Genomic DNA, 16,449 nt, shown 5'->3' on the forward strand with positions numbered 1-16,449 from the left:
AGGTCGCGCGGCCGGGCTCCCGGTCGGCCGCCTACCCGGTGGCCGCCGGCTCGCGGAGGCGCTGGCTGATGACGGTCGTGACCCCGTCCCCGCGCATCGTCACGCCGTAGAGGGCGTCGGCGATCTCCATCGTCCGCTTCTGGTGCGTCACGACGATGAGCTGGGAGTCCTCCCGGAGCTCGCGGAAGACGTCCAGCAACCGGCCGAGGTTCACGTCGTCGAGCGCCGCCTCGACCTCGTCCATGACGTAGAACGGGCTCGGCCGGGCCTTGAAGATGGCCACGAGCAGCGCGACGGCGGTCAGCGACCGCTCCCCGCCGGACAGCAGGGACAGCCGCTTGACCTTCTTGCCCGCCGGCCGCGCCTCCACCTCGATGCCCGTGGTGAGCATGTCGTCCGGGTCCGTCAGCACCAGCCGCCCCTCGCCGCCGGGGAACAGCCGGGGGAAGACGCGGTCGAACTGCGCCGCGGTGTCGGCGAAGGCCTCGGCGAAGACCCGCTCCACGCGCTCGTCGACGTCCTTGACGATCTGCAGCAGGTCGGCACGCGTCCGCCGCAGGTCCGCGAGCTGCTCCACGAGGAAGCCGTGCCGCTCCTCCAGGGCCGCGAACTCCTCGAGGGCCAGCGGGTTGACGCGTCCGAGCCGGGCGAGCGCCCGTTCGGCGGCCCGCAGCCGCCTCTCCTGCTCGTCGCGCACGTACGGCACGGTGGTCGGCGCCCCGGGGTCCGCCTCCTCCCCCGGCGCGGGCACCACCGGGACGGGCCGGTCGGGGCCGTACTCCTCCAGCAGCACGTCGGGGTCCGTGCCGAGCTCGTCGACCGCCCGCTGGCGCAACGTCTCCACGCGCAGGCGCTGCTGGGCCCGCGCCACCTCGTCGCGGTGCGCCTCGTCCGTGAGCTCGGCCAGCTCGCGGGCCGTGGCGTCCACCTGCGCCCGGACCTCGACGAGGGCCGCCTCCCGGTCGGCGCGGTCGGCCTCCGCGGCGGCGCGCTCGGCACCGGCCCGCTCGAGCGAGACCTCCAGCGCGGCGAGGGCGCGCCGGGCACCGTCCGCGACCGACGAGGCGAGGGCCGCCTGCCGCCGCCGCGCGCGCTCGCGCTCGGCCGCCCGTGCGCGCGCCTGCCGCTCCGTCGCCGCCGCCCGCTCGAGGGCGGCCGCGCGGCCCGCCACCGACCGGGCGCGCTCCTCCCCGGTCCGCAGGGCCAGCCGCGCCTCCGTCTCCGCCGCCCGCGCCTCCGTCGCGGCGCGCGCGAGCGCGTCCCGCCGGGCCGCCCCCTCGACGAGGACGCGCTCCCCGACCTCGGGAGCCTCCTCCGCCGCGGCGAGCCGGGCGGCGAGGTCCGCCAGCTCCGCCCCGTGCTCGGCGAGTTGCCGGGTGGCCGCCTCGAGCGACCCGCCGAGCCGCTCCGCCTCCGCCCGTGCGGCGCGGGCCGTCTGCCCCAGCTGGCCGAGCTGCTCGGCGACGGCGGCGAGGGCGGCGTCGGACTCGTGCAGCCGGTCCAGCGCGGCCGCGTGCCGTGCCGCCGCGGCGTCCCGCTCGGCCGTCGCCCCGACGAGCGCGAACCGTGCGCGCTCCGCCGCGGCGGCGGCGGCCGCGGCGCCGGTGCGCGCCGCGTCCAGCGCCTGCTGCAGGTGCAGCGCGCTCGGCGCCCCGGCTGACCCGCCGGCGGCGCGGTGCCTCCCGACGAGGTCCCCCGCCCGCGTCGCCACCACGAGCCCGGGGTGCGCCGCGACGAGCGCCCGGGCGCGAGCGAGGTCGTCGACCACGACCACGCCGGCCAGGGCGGCCGCCACGGCGTCGCGCACGGCCTCCGGCGCCCGCACCAGGTCGAGGGCGGCCACGACGTCCTCCTCCAGCCCCGCGACGGCGCGGACGTCGACGTCGGCGCGCCCCTCGCCCTGGCCCCCACTGCGCCCCCCGCCCACCAGCAGGACGGCCCGCCCGGCGTCCTGGTCCCGCAGCCAGCGCAGCGCGTCGACGGCCGCGTCGACGGACTCCACGGCGACGGCGTCGGCCAGCGGCCCGAGCGCGGCGACGACCGCCTCCTCGTCGTCGGGCGCCACGCCCAGCAGCGCCGCGACGCTGCCGAGCCGGCCGGGCAGGTCCTCCGCGCCGAGCAGGGCGCCGGCGCCGTCCTTGCGCGTGAGGGACAGCTCCAGCGTCTCGGCGCGCGCCACGAGGGCCGCCCGGTCACGATCCGCGTCGGCCGCCGTCGCCCGCAGGTGCTCCACCCGCTCGCGCGCCGCCTCGAGGGCCTCCAGCGCCGCCTCGTGCTCCGCGTCGAGGTCCTCCTCGCCCGCCTCGGCGCCGACGGCCTCGGCCTCGAGCGCGGCGAACCGGGCCGTCGCCGCGGCGTGCCGGCGCTCGGCCTCCTCGTGCGCGGCCCGCAGGCGGCCGATCTCCGCCTCCGTCGCCTCGACGCGGCTGCGGCGGGCGGCGACCTGCCCCGCCAGCCGCGCGACGCCCTCGCGGCGGTCGGCCGCGGCGCGCAGCGCGGCGGCGAGCTCGCGCTCCGCGACGTCGGCCGCGCCCTCGGCCGCGTCCCGCGCGGCCACCGCCGCGGCCAGCGCCGCGCGGGCGCCCTCGACCTCCTGGGCGGCCGCGCCCTCGGCCCGTCGTGCCCGGTCCGCCTGGGCGTCGAGGTCGTCCGGGTCCTGGCCGGCCCCGCGCGCGGGCTCCGCCGTGCCGAGCAGCCGCACCCGGTCGGCGGCCAGGGAGGCCGTGCCGCGCAGGCGCTCGCGCAACGAGGACAGGCGGTGGAACGTCTCGGTCGCCTCCCCCAGTGCCGGCGCCGCCTCGGCCGCCGCGCGCTCGAGGGCGACGAGCCTGGTCCGGGCCGCGTCGAGCTGCGCCTCCACCTGCGTGCGACGGGCCACGAGCGCCGTCTCGTCGGCCAGCTCCTGCTCGAGCGTCGCGGTGAGCTGGGCGAGGTCGTCGGCCAGGAGCCGGGCGCGCGCGTCGCGCAGACCCGCCTGCACGACGGCCGCCCGGCGCGCGACCTCGGCCTGGCGGCCCAGCGGCCCGAGCTGGCGGCGCAGCTCGGCCGTCAGGTCCTGCAGACGCGCGAGGTTCGCCTGCATCGCGTCGAGCTTGCGGACCGCCTTCTCCTTGCGGCGCCGGTGCTTGAGGACGCCCGCCGCCTCCTCGACGAACCCGCGACGCTCCTCCGGCGTCGCCCGCAGCACCGCGTCGAGCCGCCCCTGACCGACGATGACATGCATCTCGCGGCCGAGCCCCGAGTCCGAGAGCAGCTCCTGGATGTCCAGCAGCCGGCAGGCCTGGCCGTTGATGGCGTAGTCGGAACCTCCCGTGCGGAAGAGCGTCCGGGAGATCGTCACCTCGGTGTAGTCGATCGGCAGGGCGCCGTCGCCGTTGTCGATGGTGAGAGCCACCTCGGCCCGACCCAGCGGCGGGCGGCCGGAGGTCCCGGCGAAGATGACGTCCGCCATCGTGCCGCCGCGCAGCGAGCCGGCGCCCTGCTCGCCCATCACCCACGCCAGGGCGTCGACGACGTTGGACTTGCCGGACCCGTTGGGCCCCACGACGCAGGTCACCCCGGGCTCGAAGCTCAGCGTCGTCGCCGAGGCGAACGACTTGAAGCCCCGCAGGGTGAGCGTTTTGAGGTGCACGCGCCGACTCTAGGCCGGACGTCCGACAGCACCGGCGAGGGGGCGCCGCGCCGCCGCCGCCGACCCCGCCGCACCCGACCGGGTGCGCCGGCGGCGGGTCAGAGCGACGGGAACCAGAGGGCGATCTCCCGCGCGGCCGACTCCGGGGAGTCCGAGCCGTGCACGACGTTCTCGATGAGCGGCGAGCCGACGTCGTGCGCCAGGTCGCCGCGGATGGTGCCGGGCGCGGCGGCCGTCGGGTCGGTGGCGCCGGCGAGGCTCCGGAAGCCCTCGATGACGCGGTAGCCCTCGACGACGGCGGCGAGGACCGGCCCGCTGTGCATGAACTCGACGAGCGCCGGCAGGAACGGCTTGCCCGCGTGCTCGGCGTAGTGCTCCTCGAGCAGCTCGGTCGGCGCCACCCGCAGCTCCGCCGCGACGAGCGTGTAGCCCTTCGCCTCGATGCGGCGCAGCACCTCCCCGGACAGGCGGCGGCGGACGCCGTCGGGCTTGACCAGGACGAGGGTGCGCTGCGGTGCGGTCGCGTTCATGGCGCACACCCTAACGGCGCGGCCGGCGCGTGGACGGGGCGGCGGGCCCGGCCCGGGGCGGCCGTCGTCAGCCCAGGCGCGGGCGCGGCGGCGGGGGCACCGCGTCGGGGTGGGCCGCGTCGAAGGCGGCCCGCTCCCGGTCGATGCGGCCGCCGAGCCGCAACGAGACGACCCACAGGACGACGAACACGCCGCCGGCGACGAGCATCATCGGCACGACGACCCCCGTCGCCAGCACGAGCACCTGGGCGACGGACCCGAGCGCGTACCCGCCGCGCCGGCTCACCGACCCCGAGAGCAGCGTCAGCAGGACCGCCAGCCCCAGCCCCCCGCCCCACAGCCACCCGGCGGGCACGTCGAGCTGACCGGCGCGCTGGAGCCCCGAGGCGACGAGCGTCGCGAACAGCACGACGAACGCCTCGAGCAGCAGCATCGTCTGCGCGAACTGCGGCTTCGCGTCCCGCTTGCGCCGGATGACGTACCCCGGCGGCGGCCCCGGCGGCGGGCTGGTCGTGGACCCGGTCATGGCACCCAGGGTACGAGCCGGCCGGCGGTGGGTGGTCCCGCCGCCGGCCGCGTCCCGCGTCGTGCTCTCAGGCGCCCGCCCCCGGCGTGTGGGCGACGGCCTCGCCGCGGGCGACCATGCCGGCCTCGTCGGACAGCTTCACCTCGCGCAGGAACAGCGCGAGCACCAGGCCGACGAGGATGAGCGGGATCAGCAGCCAGAACGCCGGGGCCAGCGCCTGCGCGTAGGCGTCGACGACGCCCGTACGCAGCGCCTCCGGCAGGGCCGAGACGATCGCGGGCGTGAGGCCCGACGCGCCGCCCGAGTCCGCGGACGGGTCGCCGCCCGTCGTCGCCCCGGCGAACAGCGGCTCCAGGCCGTCGGCCAGCCGCCCGGTGAAGATCGTCGAGAAGACCGCCGTCCCGACCGCCGCGCCGATCTCGCGGAAGAAGTTGTTCGCGGACGTCGCGGTCCCGATCTCGTGCGGGTCCACGGAGTTCTGCACCGCGAGCACCACGGTCTGCATGACGAGGCCCAGACCGGCGCCGAGGACGAAGATCATGGCGCCGAACACCCACATCGACATGTCGCCGGTGATCCGGGTGAGCCACACCATGCCGGCCGCCGTGACCGCCAGGCCCGCGACGGGGAACAGCTTGTAGCGGCCGGTCCGGGTGATCGCGACGCCGGAGACGATCGCGGTGAGCATGAGGCCCGCCATCATCGGCAGCATGAGGAAGCCGGACTCCGTGACTCCGGCACCCGTCGCCATCTGCAGGAAGGTCGGCAGGAACGCCAGGGCGGAGAACATGCCCATGCCGAGCACGAGGCCGATCGCCGTGGCGATGGTGAAGGTCGGGTTGCGGAACAGCCGCAGCGGCAGGACGGGCTCCTGCGCCCGCAGCTCGACGAGCACGAACGCGGCGATGGCGGCCAGCGTGCCGACGACGAGGCCGGACAGGCGCACGTCGGACCAGTCGTAGCCCTCGGCGCCGGACCAGGAGTCCCAGCTCGTCGCGAGGACGAGGCCCGAGGTGGCCAGCACGAGCAGGACGATCCCCGCGACGTCCAGCCGCTTCTCGGACCGGTGGCTCGGCAGGCGCAGGGTCACCCAGGCGGTCACGAAGGCGGCCACGCCGATGGGGATGTTGATCCAGAACACCCAGCGCCAGTCGGCGTGCTGGGTGAAGAAGCCGCCGAGGACCGGCCCGAGGACGGCCGAGATGCCGAACAGCGCGCCGAGCGGCCCCATGTACTTCCCGCGCTCCCGCGCGGGGACGATGTCCGCGATGATCGCCTGCGACAGGATCATGAGCCCACCGCCGCCCAGGCCCTGGACCCCGCGCCAGGCGACGAGCTCGCCCAGGGACTGCGAGAAGCCGGCGCCGGCCGACGCCACGGTGAACAGGCCGATGGCGACGAGGAACGGGTAGCGCCGGCCCCACAGGTCGCCGAACTTGCCGTACAGCGGCATGACGATCGCGATCGCCAGGATGTAGACGGTGACGACCCAGCCCTGGTGCTCGACGCCGTCCAGCTCCCCGACGATCGTCGGCAGCGCCGTGCCGACGATCGACTGGTCGAGCGAGGACAGGAACATGCTGGCGAGCAGCGCGGCGAAGATCGTCCAGATGACGCGGGGCGTCAGGACGACGAGCCGGCCGTCGGGTTCCGGCGGGGCGCCGGCCGTGGTGGCTGCGGACATGCGGATGACCTCGTTCTCGATGACGTGGGGGGGTGAAGAGGGGCAGGTGGGCGCGGGGCGGTCAGGCGCTGATGAGGGACCGCAGGTCGCGCAGGGCGGGGCCGAGGTGGTCCCCGGGCGAGCCGTCCCCGCCGGCGCGGTCCCGCCGCTCGATGGCGGTGTGCACGAGGAGCAGCACGAGCATCGCGGCGACGTCCGACCGCTCGTCGTCGGGGCCGAGGCGGCGCCGGACCATCTCGAGCAGGGCGTCCTTGTGCTGGTCGAGCCAGGCGAGGTGGCGGGACAGGAGCCGGGGCTCCTGCCGGGCCAGCGACAGGCCGCGCATCATGCGGTCCCGGTCCGGGACGCCGTCGAGCACGCGCGTCAGGAGGTGGACGACGTCGCGGGGGAGGACGCCCGTCGGCCCGCCGGCGGCGAAGGCCTCCGCCACCGCCGGGTCGAGCGGCCAGGGCACGTGGCCCAGCACCGCGTCGTCCTTCGTGTCGAAGTAGTTGAAGAAGGTGCGGGCGGAGACGCCGGCCCGCTCGCACACCTCCTCGACCGTGACGGCCTCGACGCCGCGGTCCGCCGCGATGGCCTGGGCGGCGTCGATGAGCGCGGAGCGGCACGCGGCCTTCTTGCGCTCGCGCAGCCCGGGACCGCCGGGGACGGCGGGTGCGACATCGGTCTTCTGCACGGGACGCAAAGTTACAGCGACTGCACGTTTCTCACCAGAGGCCGTCCAGGTGACGCCTCACACCTCGCCGAAGCCGCTCTCCACCGCGGTCGTGAACGCGTCGAGCGCCTCGCGCGCCTGCCGGCCGCGCGCCTGCACGGCCAGGGTCTGCCCACCGACCGCGCCGAGCTTCATGAGGGCGATGACGGACGCGGCGTTCGCGCCGTCCACGAGCACCTGGGCGTCGAACGCCGCCATCGCGCGGGCGAGCTGGGCGGCGGGGCGCGCGTGCAGCCCGAGCTCGTTGCGCACGGTGACCTGCGCGTCCAGGGGCTCGTCGGTGGGCGCGGCCGGAGCCGGCGTCGCGTCGGGGCCCGGCGTCGTGACGGATGCCGCGGCGGTCCCCGCGGACGCCGTGTCCGGCTCGTCCTCCGCCCCCGCGACCGGTCCTACGTCCGGTCCTGCGTCCGGTCCTGCACCGCCGGACGCCGGTCCGCGCGCCTCCGCCGCCGCCCGGGCCACCGCCTCGAGGTCGGCACCGCCCGCCGCGGCGACCGCCGCGGCCACGGCCCCCTCGACGAGCGGCGCGTCCACGAGGCGCACCCGCGCGACGACGTCGTCGGCGGCGAGCTCGAGCGCGGACTCCGCCGTGAGGACGGCCGACCCCAGGTCCGTCAGGACGACGACGTGCCCCCCGTCGCGCGTGCCGGCGACGAGGGCCTGCGCCACGAGGTCGAAGCTCGTCCCCAGCCCGCCGTCGGGGGCGCCCGCGGCCGGCAGCAGCCGCACCCCGGGCGCCATCTGCGCGGCGAGCTCGACGACGCCGTCGGCCAGGGTGCGCGAGTGCGACACGACGACGAGGGCCACGGACGGCGTCGACGCGCCGGCGGTCCCGCTCATGAAGCCGCTCCCGCCGCCGCCCGCAGGATGAGCGCGGTCGAGGCCGAGCCGGGGTCGAGGTGCCCGGCCGAACGCTCGCCGAGGTAGCTCGCCCGGCCCTTCGTGGCGACGAGCGGGATCGTCGAGCGCGCGCCCTCCTCGGCCGCATCCGCCGCCGCCCGCAGGACCGCCGCCGGCTCGGCACCGGCGTCGGCCGCCGTCACCGCCGCCTCGACGGCCGGCGTCCAGGCGTCGACCATCGTCTTCTCCCCCACGCCGGCCTTGCCGCGCACGACGATCCCCTCGAGCGCCGCCTCGAGCAGCGCGACGACGCCGGCGCTGTCGAGCACCTCGGCCGCCGTGACCTTGGCCGCGCGCAGGTACGCCGTCCCGTACAGCGGGCCTGCGGCGCCGCCCACCGTGGACATGAGCGTCGTCGCCACGAGCTTGAGCACCTCCCCGACCTGCGCCGGCGCCTCGGGGAGTGCGTCGAGGCGCTGCACGACCGCGGTGAAGCCGCGGTGCAGGTTCTCCCCGTGGTCGCCGTCGCCGATCTGGCGGTCCAGCTCGACGAGCTCCGCCCGGTGCTCGGCGACGGCCGCGGCGGCGGCCCGGGTCCAGGCCACGGCCCACTGCGCGTCGAGGCTCATCACGCTCCCTGCCCTTCGGGGTCGGGGCCCTCAGCCGGACCGGCCGGACCGACGGCCACCGTAGACCCCGGCCCGCGTCGGCTCCTCACCAGCGCAGCGCCGCCGTGTGCACCGGCGCGTCCCACAGCGCCGTCGTCTCCTCGTCGAGCCGCAGGACCGTCACCGAGGCGCCCTGCATCTCCAGGGAGGTGACGTAGCTGCCGACGAGGGACCGCGCGACGGAGACGCCCCGGGCCTCGAGCAGCGCGCGGGCCTTGCGGTAGACGATGTAGAGCTCGGACGCCGGGGTCCCGCCCATGCCGTTGACGAAGAGCAGGACCTGCTCGCCCCCGCTCAGCCCGAGGTCCTCGACCACGGGCGTCAGCAGCGCCTCGGTGACGGCGTCGGCGGGCTGGAGCGGCACGCGGTGCCGGCCCGGCTCGCCGTGGATGCCGATGCCGATCTCCATCTCGTCGTCGGGCAGGTCGAAGCTCGGCCGGCCCGCGTGCGGGACCGTGCAGGCGGTGAGCGCGACACCCATCGACCGGACGTTGGCGACGACCTTCTCCGCGACGGCCGCCACCGCGTCGAGGTCGTCGCCGCGCTCGGCCGCCGCGCCGGCGATCTTCTCGACCATGACCGTGCCCGCCACGCCGCGCCGGCCGGCGGTCCACGTGGAGTCCTCGACCGCGACGTCGTCGTTGACGACCACCGTGCGCACGGTGACGCCCTCGGCGTCGGCGAGCTCGGCGGCCGTCTCGAAGTTGAGCACGTCCCCCGTGTAGTTCTTCACGATCGCCAGCACGCCGGCGCCGGAGTCCGCCGCCTGGATCGCGGGCGTGATGGCGTCGGGGACCGGGGAGGTGAACATCGCGCCGGGGACGGCCGCGTCCAGCATCCCGACGCCGACGAAGCCGGCGTGCAGCGGCTCGTGCCCGCTGCCCCCGCCGCTGACGAGACCGACCTTCCCGGTCACGGCACCGCCGGCCCGCGCGACGAACAGGGGGTCGGCGTGGACGGCCACGAGGTCGGCATGGGCGAGGCCGAAGCCCTCCACCGACTCGGCGACGACGTCCTGCGGGTCGTTGATGAGCTTCTTCACGAAGGTCCCTCCAGCGTCACGCCGCCCTCGCCGGGCGGTGCCGGGCGTCCTCGCCCGCGGCGGGACCCACTGTGTCCGCAGGTGAGCGCGCGGTCAAGGACTCCCGTGCAGGTGCGCTGCACGTCCGTGCACTCGCCCGCCCGGGATCCCCCGGACGGGCGACGTGCCATTGCAGCGCGCCCTCGCGGACGCGCGCTCCGGGCCTGTGCTCAGGACCGGCCGAGCAGCGCGCGCGCCTGCGCGACGAGCTGGATGGACCCGGTGACGAGCACGCCGGCGCCGCGCTCGACCTCGCCCTCGGCCCGCTGCACCGCCACGTCGATCGCCTCGTCGAGCCGCTCGGCGACGTGGACGCGGTCCTCGCCGAACACGTCGCGCGCGAGGTCGGCCAGGTCGTCGACCTCCAGCGCCCGGTCGGAGGCCGCGCGGGTGACGACGACCTCGTCGAGCACGGGCTCGAGGACCGACAGGATGCCCTCGACGTCCTTGTCCGCCATCGCGCCGACGACCCCCACGAGCCGGACGAAGGAGAACGCCTCCTCCAGCGCCGCCACCATGGCCTCGGCCCCGGCGGGGTTGTGCGCGCCGTCGACGACGACCGTCGGGCTGGTCCGCACCACCTCGAGGCGGCCGGGGGAGCTCACGTCGCCGAACGCCGCCTCGACCACGCCCGCGTCGAGCGCGCCGCCCCCGGTCAGCAGCGCCTCGACCGCGACGAGGGCGAGCAGCGCGTTGTGCGCCTGGTGCTCGCCGTGGAGGGGCAGGAACACGTCCGTGTAGACGCCGCCGAGGCCGCGCAGGCTCACCACCTGCCCGCCGACGGCCACCACGCGCTCGAGCACGTCGACGTCCACGCCCTCGCGGACCACGCGCGCCCCGCGCTCGGCCGCGACGGCCAGCACGACGCCGTCGACGTCCTCCTGCTGGCGCGCGAGCACGAGGGTGGCGCCGTCCTTGACGATCCCCGCCTTCTGCTCGGCGATCTCCACGAGCGTGTCCCCGAGGTAGCGCTCGTGGTCCATCGCGACCGGCGTGATCACCGCGACCTCGCCGTCGACGACGTTCGTCGAGTCCCACCGCCCGCCGAGCCCGACCTCGACGACCGCCACCTCCACCGGCGCGTCGGCGAAGGCGGCGAACGCCATGACCGTGAACACCTCGAAGAAGGACAGCCGCGGCTTCCCCTGCTCGAGCGAGCGGGTGTCGACCAGGTGCACGTACGGGGCCACGTCCTGCCACACCTCGACGAACCGCTCGTCGGACAGCGGCTCGCCGTCGATGGCGATGCGCTCGGTGACGCGGGTCAGGTGGGGGCTGGTGAACCGGCCCGTGCGCAGCCCGTGCTCGCGCAGCAGCCGCTCGACCATGCGCGCGGTGGAGGTCTTGCCGTTCGTGCCGGTGAGGTGGACCGTCCGGTAGGCGCGCTGCGGGTCGCCGAGGAGCTCCAGCACGTCGCGGACCCGGTCAAGCGTGGGGTCGATGTCGTGCTCGGGCGCCCGCTCGAGGATCGCGCGGTACACCTCGTCGGCCGCCTCCCGGGCCTCGCGCGCGGCCTCGGCGCGCAGGTGCGCGGCGCCCGACGAGGCGTGCGCGCCGGCGGACGCGGCGGCCCGGCGCTCGTCCCCCTGGGCCATCCGGCGGCCCAGCAGGTCGCGGCGCTCGTCGTCCGCGTCCCGGCCGTGCGTCTCGTCGTGCTCCTCGTCGCGGACCTCGGGCCCCTCGTCCTCGCGTCCGGTCATGCGCGCGCCACCTCCACGGTGAGCTCGGGGTGGTCGGGGGTGGCGGGGGCGACGACGAGCGTCGTCGCCAGGGTCTCGTCGGCGACGAACGCGCGGTGCGCCTCGACGGCGGCCACGTGCTCGGCCGGCACGCCGAGGGTCAGCGCGATGCGGTCGCCGACCTGGAGGCCGGCGGCCTTGCGCGCGTCCTGCACGGCCCGGACGACGTCGCGGGCGTAGCCCTCGGCACGCAGCTCGTCGTCCAGGACGAGGTCGAGCACCGCGAACCCGCCGCCGGGCAGCACCGCGGCCGCGGCCGTCGGACCCTCGCCGCTTTCGGCCGCCGCGACGACGGTCGTCAGCTCGTACTCCGCCGGCTCGAGCGGCACGTCGCCGTCGGGCGTGGTCACCACGACCGTCTCCCCGTCGACCCGCCACGCACCCTCGCGGGCCGCGCGGATCACGGCCTGCACCCCGCGGCCGAGGCGTGGCCCGGCGGCGCGCGCGTTGACCGCCAGCCGCTGGGCGATGCCGTGCGCGGCGGCGGCGGCCTCGTCGGCCGCGACGAGCTCGACGTCCTTCACGTTGAGCTCGGCCGCGAGCAGGTCGCGGTAGGGCACGAGCGCGTCGGGGTCCGGCACGGCGACGGTCAGCCGCCGCAGCGGCTGGCGCACGCGCTGCCCGTTCGCCTTGCGCAGACCGAGCGCGACGGACACGGCGGACCGGACTCCGTCCATCGCGGCGACGAGCGCGGGGTCGGCGACGAGCGCCCCGTCGTCCGGCGTCGGCCAGTCGCCGAGGTGCACCGAGCGCCCGCCGGTGAGCCCGCGCCACACCTCCTCCGTCACGAGCGGCGCGAGCGGCGCCATGACGCGCGTCAGCGCCTCGAGGGCGGTCCACAGCGTGTCGAACGCGTCGGCGTCCTCCGCCCAGAAGCGGTCGCGCTGGGTGCGCACGTACCAGTTGGTCAGGACGTCGAGGTGCTCGCGCACGGCCTCGCACGCCCCGGCGATGTCGTACGCGTCGAGCCGCGCCGTGAGGTCGACGACGAGGTCGCGCGTGCGGGCCAGGAGGTACCGGTCCATCGGCGGCAGCCCGGCGACGCGCTCGGCCGTCACCGGCTGCGCCTCGTACCCCTCGCCGCCGCGCGCCGCACCGGCGTAGAGCGTGAAGAAGTAGTACGTGCTCCACACCGGCAGCAGCACCTGGCGCACGGCCTCGCGGATGTTCTCCTCGGCGACGACGAGGTTGCCGCCGCGCAGCACCGGCGAGGACATGAGCGACCACCGCACGGCGTCGGAGCCGTACCGGTCGAACATGACCATGGGGTCGGGGAAGTTGCGCAGGGACTTGGACGCCTTGCGGCCGTCGTCGCCCAGCACGATGCCGTGCGAGATGACGGACCGGAACGCCGGCCGGTCGAACAGGGCCGTGGCCAGCACGTGCAGCGTGTAGAACCAGCCGCGGGTCTGCCCGATGTACTCGACGATGAAGTCGCCCGGGAAGTGCCCCTCGAACCAGTCGGCGTTCTCGAAGGGGTGGTGGACCTGCGCGAACGGCATCGAGCCCGAGTCGAACCACACGTCGAGCACGTCCGTGATGCGCCGCATCGTCGCCCGGCCCGACGGGTCGTCGGGGTTCGGGCGCGTCAGCTCGTCGATGAAGGGCCGGTGCAGGTCGGGCTGCCCGGCGGCGTTCGTCGGCAGGCGCCCGAAGTCCCGCTCGAGCTCGGCCAGGGAGCCGTAGACGTCGGTCCGCGGGAAGGCGGGGTCGTCGGACACCCACACCGGGATGGGTGTGCCCCAGTACCGGTTGCGGGAGATCGACCAGTCGCGCGCGCCGGCCAGCCACTTGCCGAACTGCCCGTCGCGCAGGTGCTCCGGCGTCCAGGAGATCTGCTGGTTGAGCTCGACCATGCGGTCGCGGAACGCGCTCACGCGGACGAACCAGGAGGAGACCGCCTTGTAGATCAGCGGGTTCCGGCAGCGCCAGCAGTGCGGGTAGGAGTGCACGTAGGAGGACTCGCGCAGCAGGCGGCCGTCGGCGCGCAGGCGGTCGATGATCGGCTTGTTCGCCTCGAACACCTGCAGGCCCTGGAAGTCCGGCACCACGGCTGTGAACCGGCCGCCCTCGTCGACGGACAGGATGGTCGGGATGCCGGCGCGCTCGCAGGACTCCTGGTCGGCCTCGCCGTAGGCGGGAGCCTGGTGGACGACGCCCGTGCCGTCCTCGGTGGTGACGTAGTCCTCGGTGAGCACCTGCCAGGCGTGGCCCGTGCCCCAGGCGTCGGTGTCCGCGAAGTAGTCGAAGAGCCGCTCGTAGCGCACCCCGGCCAGCTCCGCGCCGGTGACGCGCCGCGTGACGGCCGCGAGCGCCTCGTCGCCCGACGCGTAGCCGAGGTCCTTGGCGTAGGCCGGCAGCAGAGCCTCGGCGAGCAGGAACGTGTCCGCCGCGAGGTGCTCCTGGATCCCGGTGCGCTCCGCGGCCGGCGTGGCGTGCGGCACGACGACGTAGGTGACCTCCGGCCCGACCGCCAGGGCGGCGTTCGTCGGCAGGGTCCACGGCGTCGTCGTCCAGGCCACGGCCGCGACGCCCGCCAGCCCGAGGCCCTCCGCCCGCTCCCCGGCCAGCGGGAACGTCACCGTCACCGTCCGGTCCTGGCGGTCCTGGTACACGTCCGCGTCCATGCCGAGCTCGTGGTTGGACAGCGGCGTCTGGTCGCGCCAGCAGTAGGGCAGGACGCGGTAGCCCTCGTAGGCCAGGCCCTTGTCGTACAGGGTCTTGAACGCCCAGAGGACCGACTCCATGAAGGAGATGTCGAGCGTCTTGTAGTCGTGGTCGAAGTCGACCCAGCGCGCCTGGCGGGTGACGTACTCGCGCCACTCCCCCGTGTAGCGCAGGACGGACTCCTGGCACGCGGCGTTGAAGGCCGCGATGCCCATCTCCTCGATCTGCGACTTGTCGGTGATGCCGAGGATGCGCTCGGCCTCGAGCTCCGCGGGCAGGCCGTGGGTGTCCCAGCCGAACCGGCGCTCGACGCGGTTGCCGCGCATCGTGCGGTAGCGCGGCACGACGTCCTTGGCGTAGCCGGTCAGCAGGTGGCCGTAGTGCGGCAGGCCGTTGGCGAACGGCGGGCCGTCGTAGAAGACGAACTCGTTGGAGCCGCCCTCGCCCGCCGGGCGCGCGTCGATGCTGGCGCCGAACGTGCCGTCCTGCGCCCAGTGCGCGAGGACGTCCGCCTCGAGCGCGGGCAGGTCCGGGGACGCCGGGACGGGCGACGACGAGCGGTGCAACGGGTAGGCCACGCGAGGGGCTCCTTGGTCCTGCCGCACCCGCCGGGGTGCGTGACGTGCCGGGCGCACGAGGACGACGTCACCGGACCGGCCGGGCCACCGCGGTACCACCTCGCTTGCCGGGCCCGTCGCCCGCCCTGCGGCGTGCGACGCGTCCGACCACTTGTCGTCGGCTGTCACGGGCCTGCCCGTCCGGTTCTACCGGGACCGCTCGCGCAGTCCTTTCTTCCGGAGGCTCGCCGGTGATGGCCGGGTCGACGCCTGTACGGCCATGGTAGCCACAGGCGTCGGCCTGCGGCGATCGGGCTGACATCGCGCGGCCGCGGATCAGGCGCCGGCCATCTCCCGCGCCGGCGGCGCCAGGGCGGTGATCCTCTCGCACCGGAAGCCGTCGAGCAGCATCGGGTGCGGCTACCCGACCCTCGTCGGCACACCGGAGCGGGCGTGGCGATCGACGCCCACGGTGCCGCCTTGTCGACGCTCAGTTGATGGGCAATCCATACCTTTCGCTTCGGCGCCTGGACTGGTATCGCGCGCGCACGGGATCACCGCACCGTGTCCGCGTCCTCGCGAAGTGGGCGGCACCGGCCCGAATACTTCACCCGATCGGGTCACATGGGCGGTGCCCGGAACTGCTTGGATCACGCGCAGGTGTCGTACCGCAGTGGCGCGGTGGGCCAGCCTCGAGGGGGAGCGCGTGCGCGGTCGCTGGGGTGTTCTCGTGGGATTGCCGGCCGTGGCGTTGGTGGTCAGCGGGTTACCCGCTGCTGCGGCGGTGCCGTCGGTGAGCGGTTCGTGTTCGAGAAGGCGCTGACGTACTCGCCGATCATCGGGGCGCGGGTCAGCGATGCGGACGGCGGGTCGGTCAACGGCACCTTCTACGCGCGCCGCGCAGGCTCCACCACCTGGAACCTGGCCAACGGCACCGCGGTGCCCGTCGCCGCCGGTGGTACCGCCCGGCTGACGCTGACAGGGCCGCTGCCTGCCGGCACGGTCATCGAGTGGCAGGTCAAGGGCTGTGACGCAGGGGCGTGCTCGGCGCTCAGCGCGCTGCAGACCTCGCAGGTGTCCCCGATGCTGGGCGCTGGCCCGCGCAAGAACCGCACCGCGTTCTCCTACTCCCCCGCTGACCGGGTCTCGGCCGAGGTCAACGTCGCCACCGGCAACCTCATGGCTACCATCGACGGGATGGCCGCAGGCGGGATCGCTGGGGACATCCCGGTCTCGCTGGTCTACAACTCCCTGTCGGTGGGCGTGGCGGGCCTGCCGCAGGCCTCGACGTCCAGCCCGACCGGGTACGGGTGGACGGTCAACATCGCCACCCGCCTGTCCTTCGGCGGGGACGGATCTGACCGGCGCGCACGGGCTGGCGCTCGTCACCGCCTGGCTAATTTGCCGCCATCGCTGAGCGCGGCTTTGAGGGGCGCTGGGCGCCTCAGGCTTTCGCGGCCTCGTACTGCTGGCGCACCGAATCCGCGATCCGGCCACGCTCGTTGACCGTGATGCCGTTCGCCTTCGCCCACTCGCGGATGGCCGTCGTGTCGGCGTTGCCCGCGCGCGTCCGGGGAGCAGCACCGCCGCTGCGAGAGCGTCCGCCGCCGACCTTCCGACCAGCGTCGATGTAGGGCTGCAGCGCCTTGACCAGGACCTCACGGTTCTTGTCGCCGAGGTCGATCTCGTAGGACTGACCCTCGTAGGAGAAGGCGACGCTCTGGGCGCCTTCGGTACCGTCGATGTCGTCGAGAATGGTGACCTTCGTCTGCTGTGCCATGTGCTCAACATTCCCACGATGCGCATCCTCT

At 75.4% G+C, this 16,449-nt stretch carries 12 protein-coding genes; 1 reads left to right on the plus strand and 11 read right to left on the minus strand.

Annotated elements, in window-relative coordinates; all coding sequences use genetic code 11:
- Positions 1 to 31 precede the first annotated feature (31 nt).
- From smc to ileS, 10 genes are all read right to left on the minus strand, one after another.
- Positions 32 to 3,631 carry a chromosome segregation protein SMC gene (gene smc, locus AC2TDM_RS11155; protein ID WP_484634641.1) on the minus strand — a complete coding sequence of 1,200 codons (3,600 nt, stop codon included), beginning with the start codon at positions 3,629 to 3,631 and terminating at the stop codon, positions 32 to 34.
- Positions 3,632 to 3,729: 98 nt separating this feature from the next.
- Positions 3,730 to 4,161, minus strand: a complete 432-nt coding sequence (gene ndk, locus AC2TDM_RS11160; protein WP_484634642.1) for a nucleoside-diphosphate kinase — start codon at positions 4,159 to 4,161, stop codon at positions 3,730 to 3,732.
- Between the two features lie 67 nt (positions 4,162 to 4,228).
- Positions 4,229 to 4,687, minus strand: a complete 459-nt coding sequence (locus tag AC2TDM_RS11165; protein WP_484634643.1) for a DUF4233 domain-containing protein — start codon at positions 4,685 to 4,687, stop codon at positions 4,229 to 4,231.
- A gap of 67 nt (positions 4,688 to 4,754) precedes the next feature.
- Complete coding sequence (locus tag AC2TDM_RS11170; RefSeq protein ID WP_484634644.1) at positions 4,755 to 6,371, minus strand: MDR family MFS transporter; 1,617 nt, start codon at positions 6,369 to 6,371, stop codon at positions 4,755 to 4,757.
- Between the two features lie 61 nt (positions 6,372 to 6,432).
- On the minus strand, positions 6,433 to 7,047 hold the full coding sequence (locus AC2TDM_RS11175; RefSeq protein ID WP_484634645.1) for a TetR/AcrR family transcriptional regulator: 615 nt from the start codon (positions 7,045 to 7,047) through the stop codon (positions 6,433 to 6,435).
- Positions 7,048 to 7,104: 57 nt separating this feature from the next.
- Positions 7,105 to 7,926, minus strand: coding sequence for a dihydroxyacetone kinase phosphoryl donor subunit DhaM (dhaM, locus tag AC2TDM_RS11180; RefSeq protein ID WP_484634646.1), 822 nt, complete (start codon positions 7,924 to 7,926; stop codon positions 7,105 to 7,107).
- Positions 7,923 to 8,555: a dihydroxyacetone kinase subunit DhaL gene (gene dhaL / locus AC2TDM_RS11185; RefSeq protein WP_090030091.1), complete on the minus strand. Its 633-nt coding sequence runs from the start codon at positions 8,553 to 8,555 to the stop codon at positions 7,923 to 7,925. Before dhaL ends, dhaM begins: the two co-directional genes overlap by 4 nt.
- Before the next feature lie 85 nt (positions 8,556 to 8,640).
- Entirely contained in the window at positions 8,641 to 9,636 is a 996-nt protein-coding gene (gene dhaK, locus AC2TDM_RS11190) for a dihydroxyacetone kinase subunit DhaK (protein ID WP_484634647.1), read from the minus strand.
- Between the two features lie 209 nt (positions 9,637 to 9,845).
- On the minus strand, positions 9,846 to 11,270 hold the full coding sequence (locus AC2TDM_RS11195; RefSeq protein WP_484636447.1) for a bifunctional folylpolyglutamate synthase/dihydrofolate synthase: 1,425 nt from the start codon (positions 11,268 to 11,270) through the stop codon (positions 9,846 to 9,848).
- Positions 11,271 to 11,371: 101 nt separating this feature from the next.
- The gene (gene ileS, locus AC2TDM_RS11200) at positions 11,372 to 14,659 is read right to left on the minus strand and encodes an isoleucine--tRNA ligase (protein WP_484634648.1); all 3,288 of its coding nucleotides are present in this window, start codon (positions 14,657 to 14,659) and stop codon (positions 11,372 to 11,374) included.
- Positions 14,660 to 15,442: 783 nt separating this feature from the next.
- On the opposite strand from ileS, the gene AC2TDM_RS11205 reads away from it, so the two are divergent.
- A complete protein-coding gene (locus AC2TDM_RS11205; RefSeq protein ID WP_484634649.1) occupies positions 15,443 to 16,144 on the plus strand; it encodes a hypothetical protein in 702 nt (233 codons plus the stop codon).
- Here the strand turns inward: AC2TDM_RS11205 and AC2TDM_RS11210 are convergent.
- Complete coding sequence (locus AC2TDM_RS11210) at positions 16,083 to 16,418, minus strand: histone-like nucleoid-structuring protein Lsr2 (protein WP_310747052.1); 336 nt, start codon at positions 16,416 to 16,418, stop codon at positions 16,083 to 16,085. The two genes, AC2TDM_RS11205 and AC2TDM_RS11210, sit on opposite strands and share 62 nt — an antisense overlap.
- Between the last annotated feature and the right edge of the window lie 31 nt (positions 16,419 to 16,449).

It is taken from the genome of Cellulomonas sp. plas2 (assembly GCF_057221735.1).

Coding starts and splice junctions, on each gene's coding strand:
- ndk (WP_484634642.1), bottom strand. CDS start 4,161: ATGAACGCGACCGCACCGCAGCGCACCCTCGTCCTGGTCAAGCCCGAC.
- AC2TDM_RS11165 (WP_484634643.1), bottom strand. CDS start 4,687: ATGACCGGGTCCACGACCAGCCCGCCGCCGGGGCCGCCGCCGGGGTAC.
- AC2TDM_RS11170 (WP_484634644.1), bottom strand. CDS start 6,371: ATGTCCGCAGCCACCACGGCCGGCGCCCCGCCGGAACCCGACGGCCGG.
- dhaM (WP_484634646.1), bottom strand. CDS start 7,926: ATGAGCGGGACCGCCGGCGCGTCGACGCCGTCCGTGGCCCTCGTCGTC.
- dhaL (WP_090030091.1), bottom strand. CDS start 8,555: ATGAGCCTCGACGCGCAGTGGGCCGTGGCCTGGACCCGGGCCGCCGCC.
- AC2TDM_RS11195 (WP_484636447.1), bottom strand. CDS start 11,270: ATGGCCCAGGGGGACGAGCGCCGGGCCGCCGCGTCCGCCGGCGCGCAC.
- AC2TDM_RS11210 (WP_310747052.1), bottom strand. CDS start 16,418: ATGGCACAGCAGACGAAGGTCACCATTCTCGACGACATCGACGGTACC.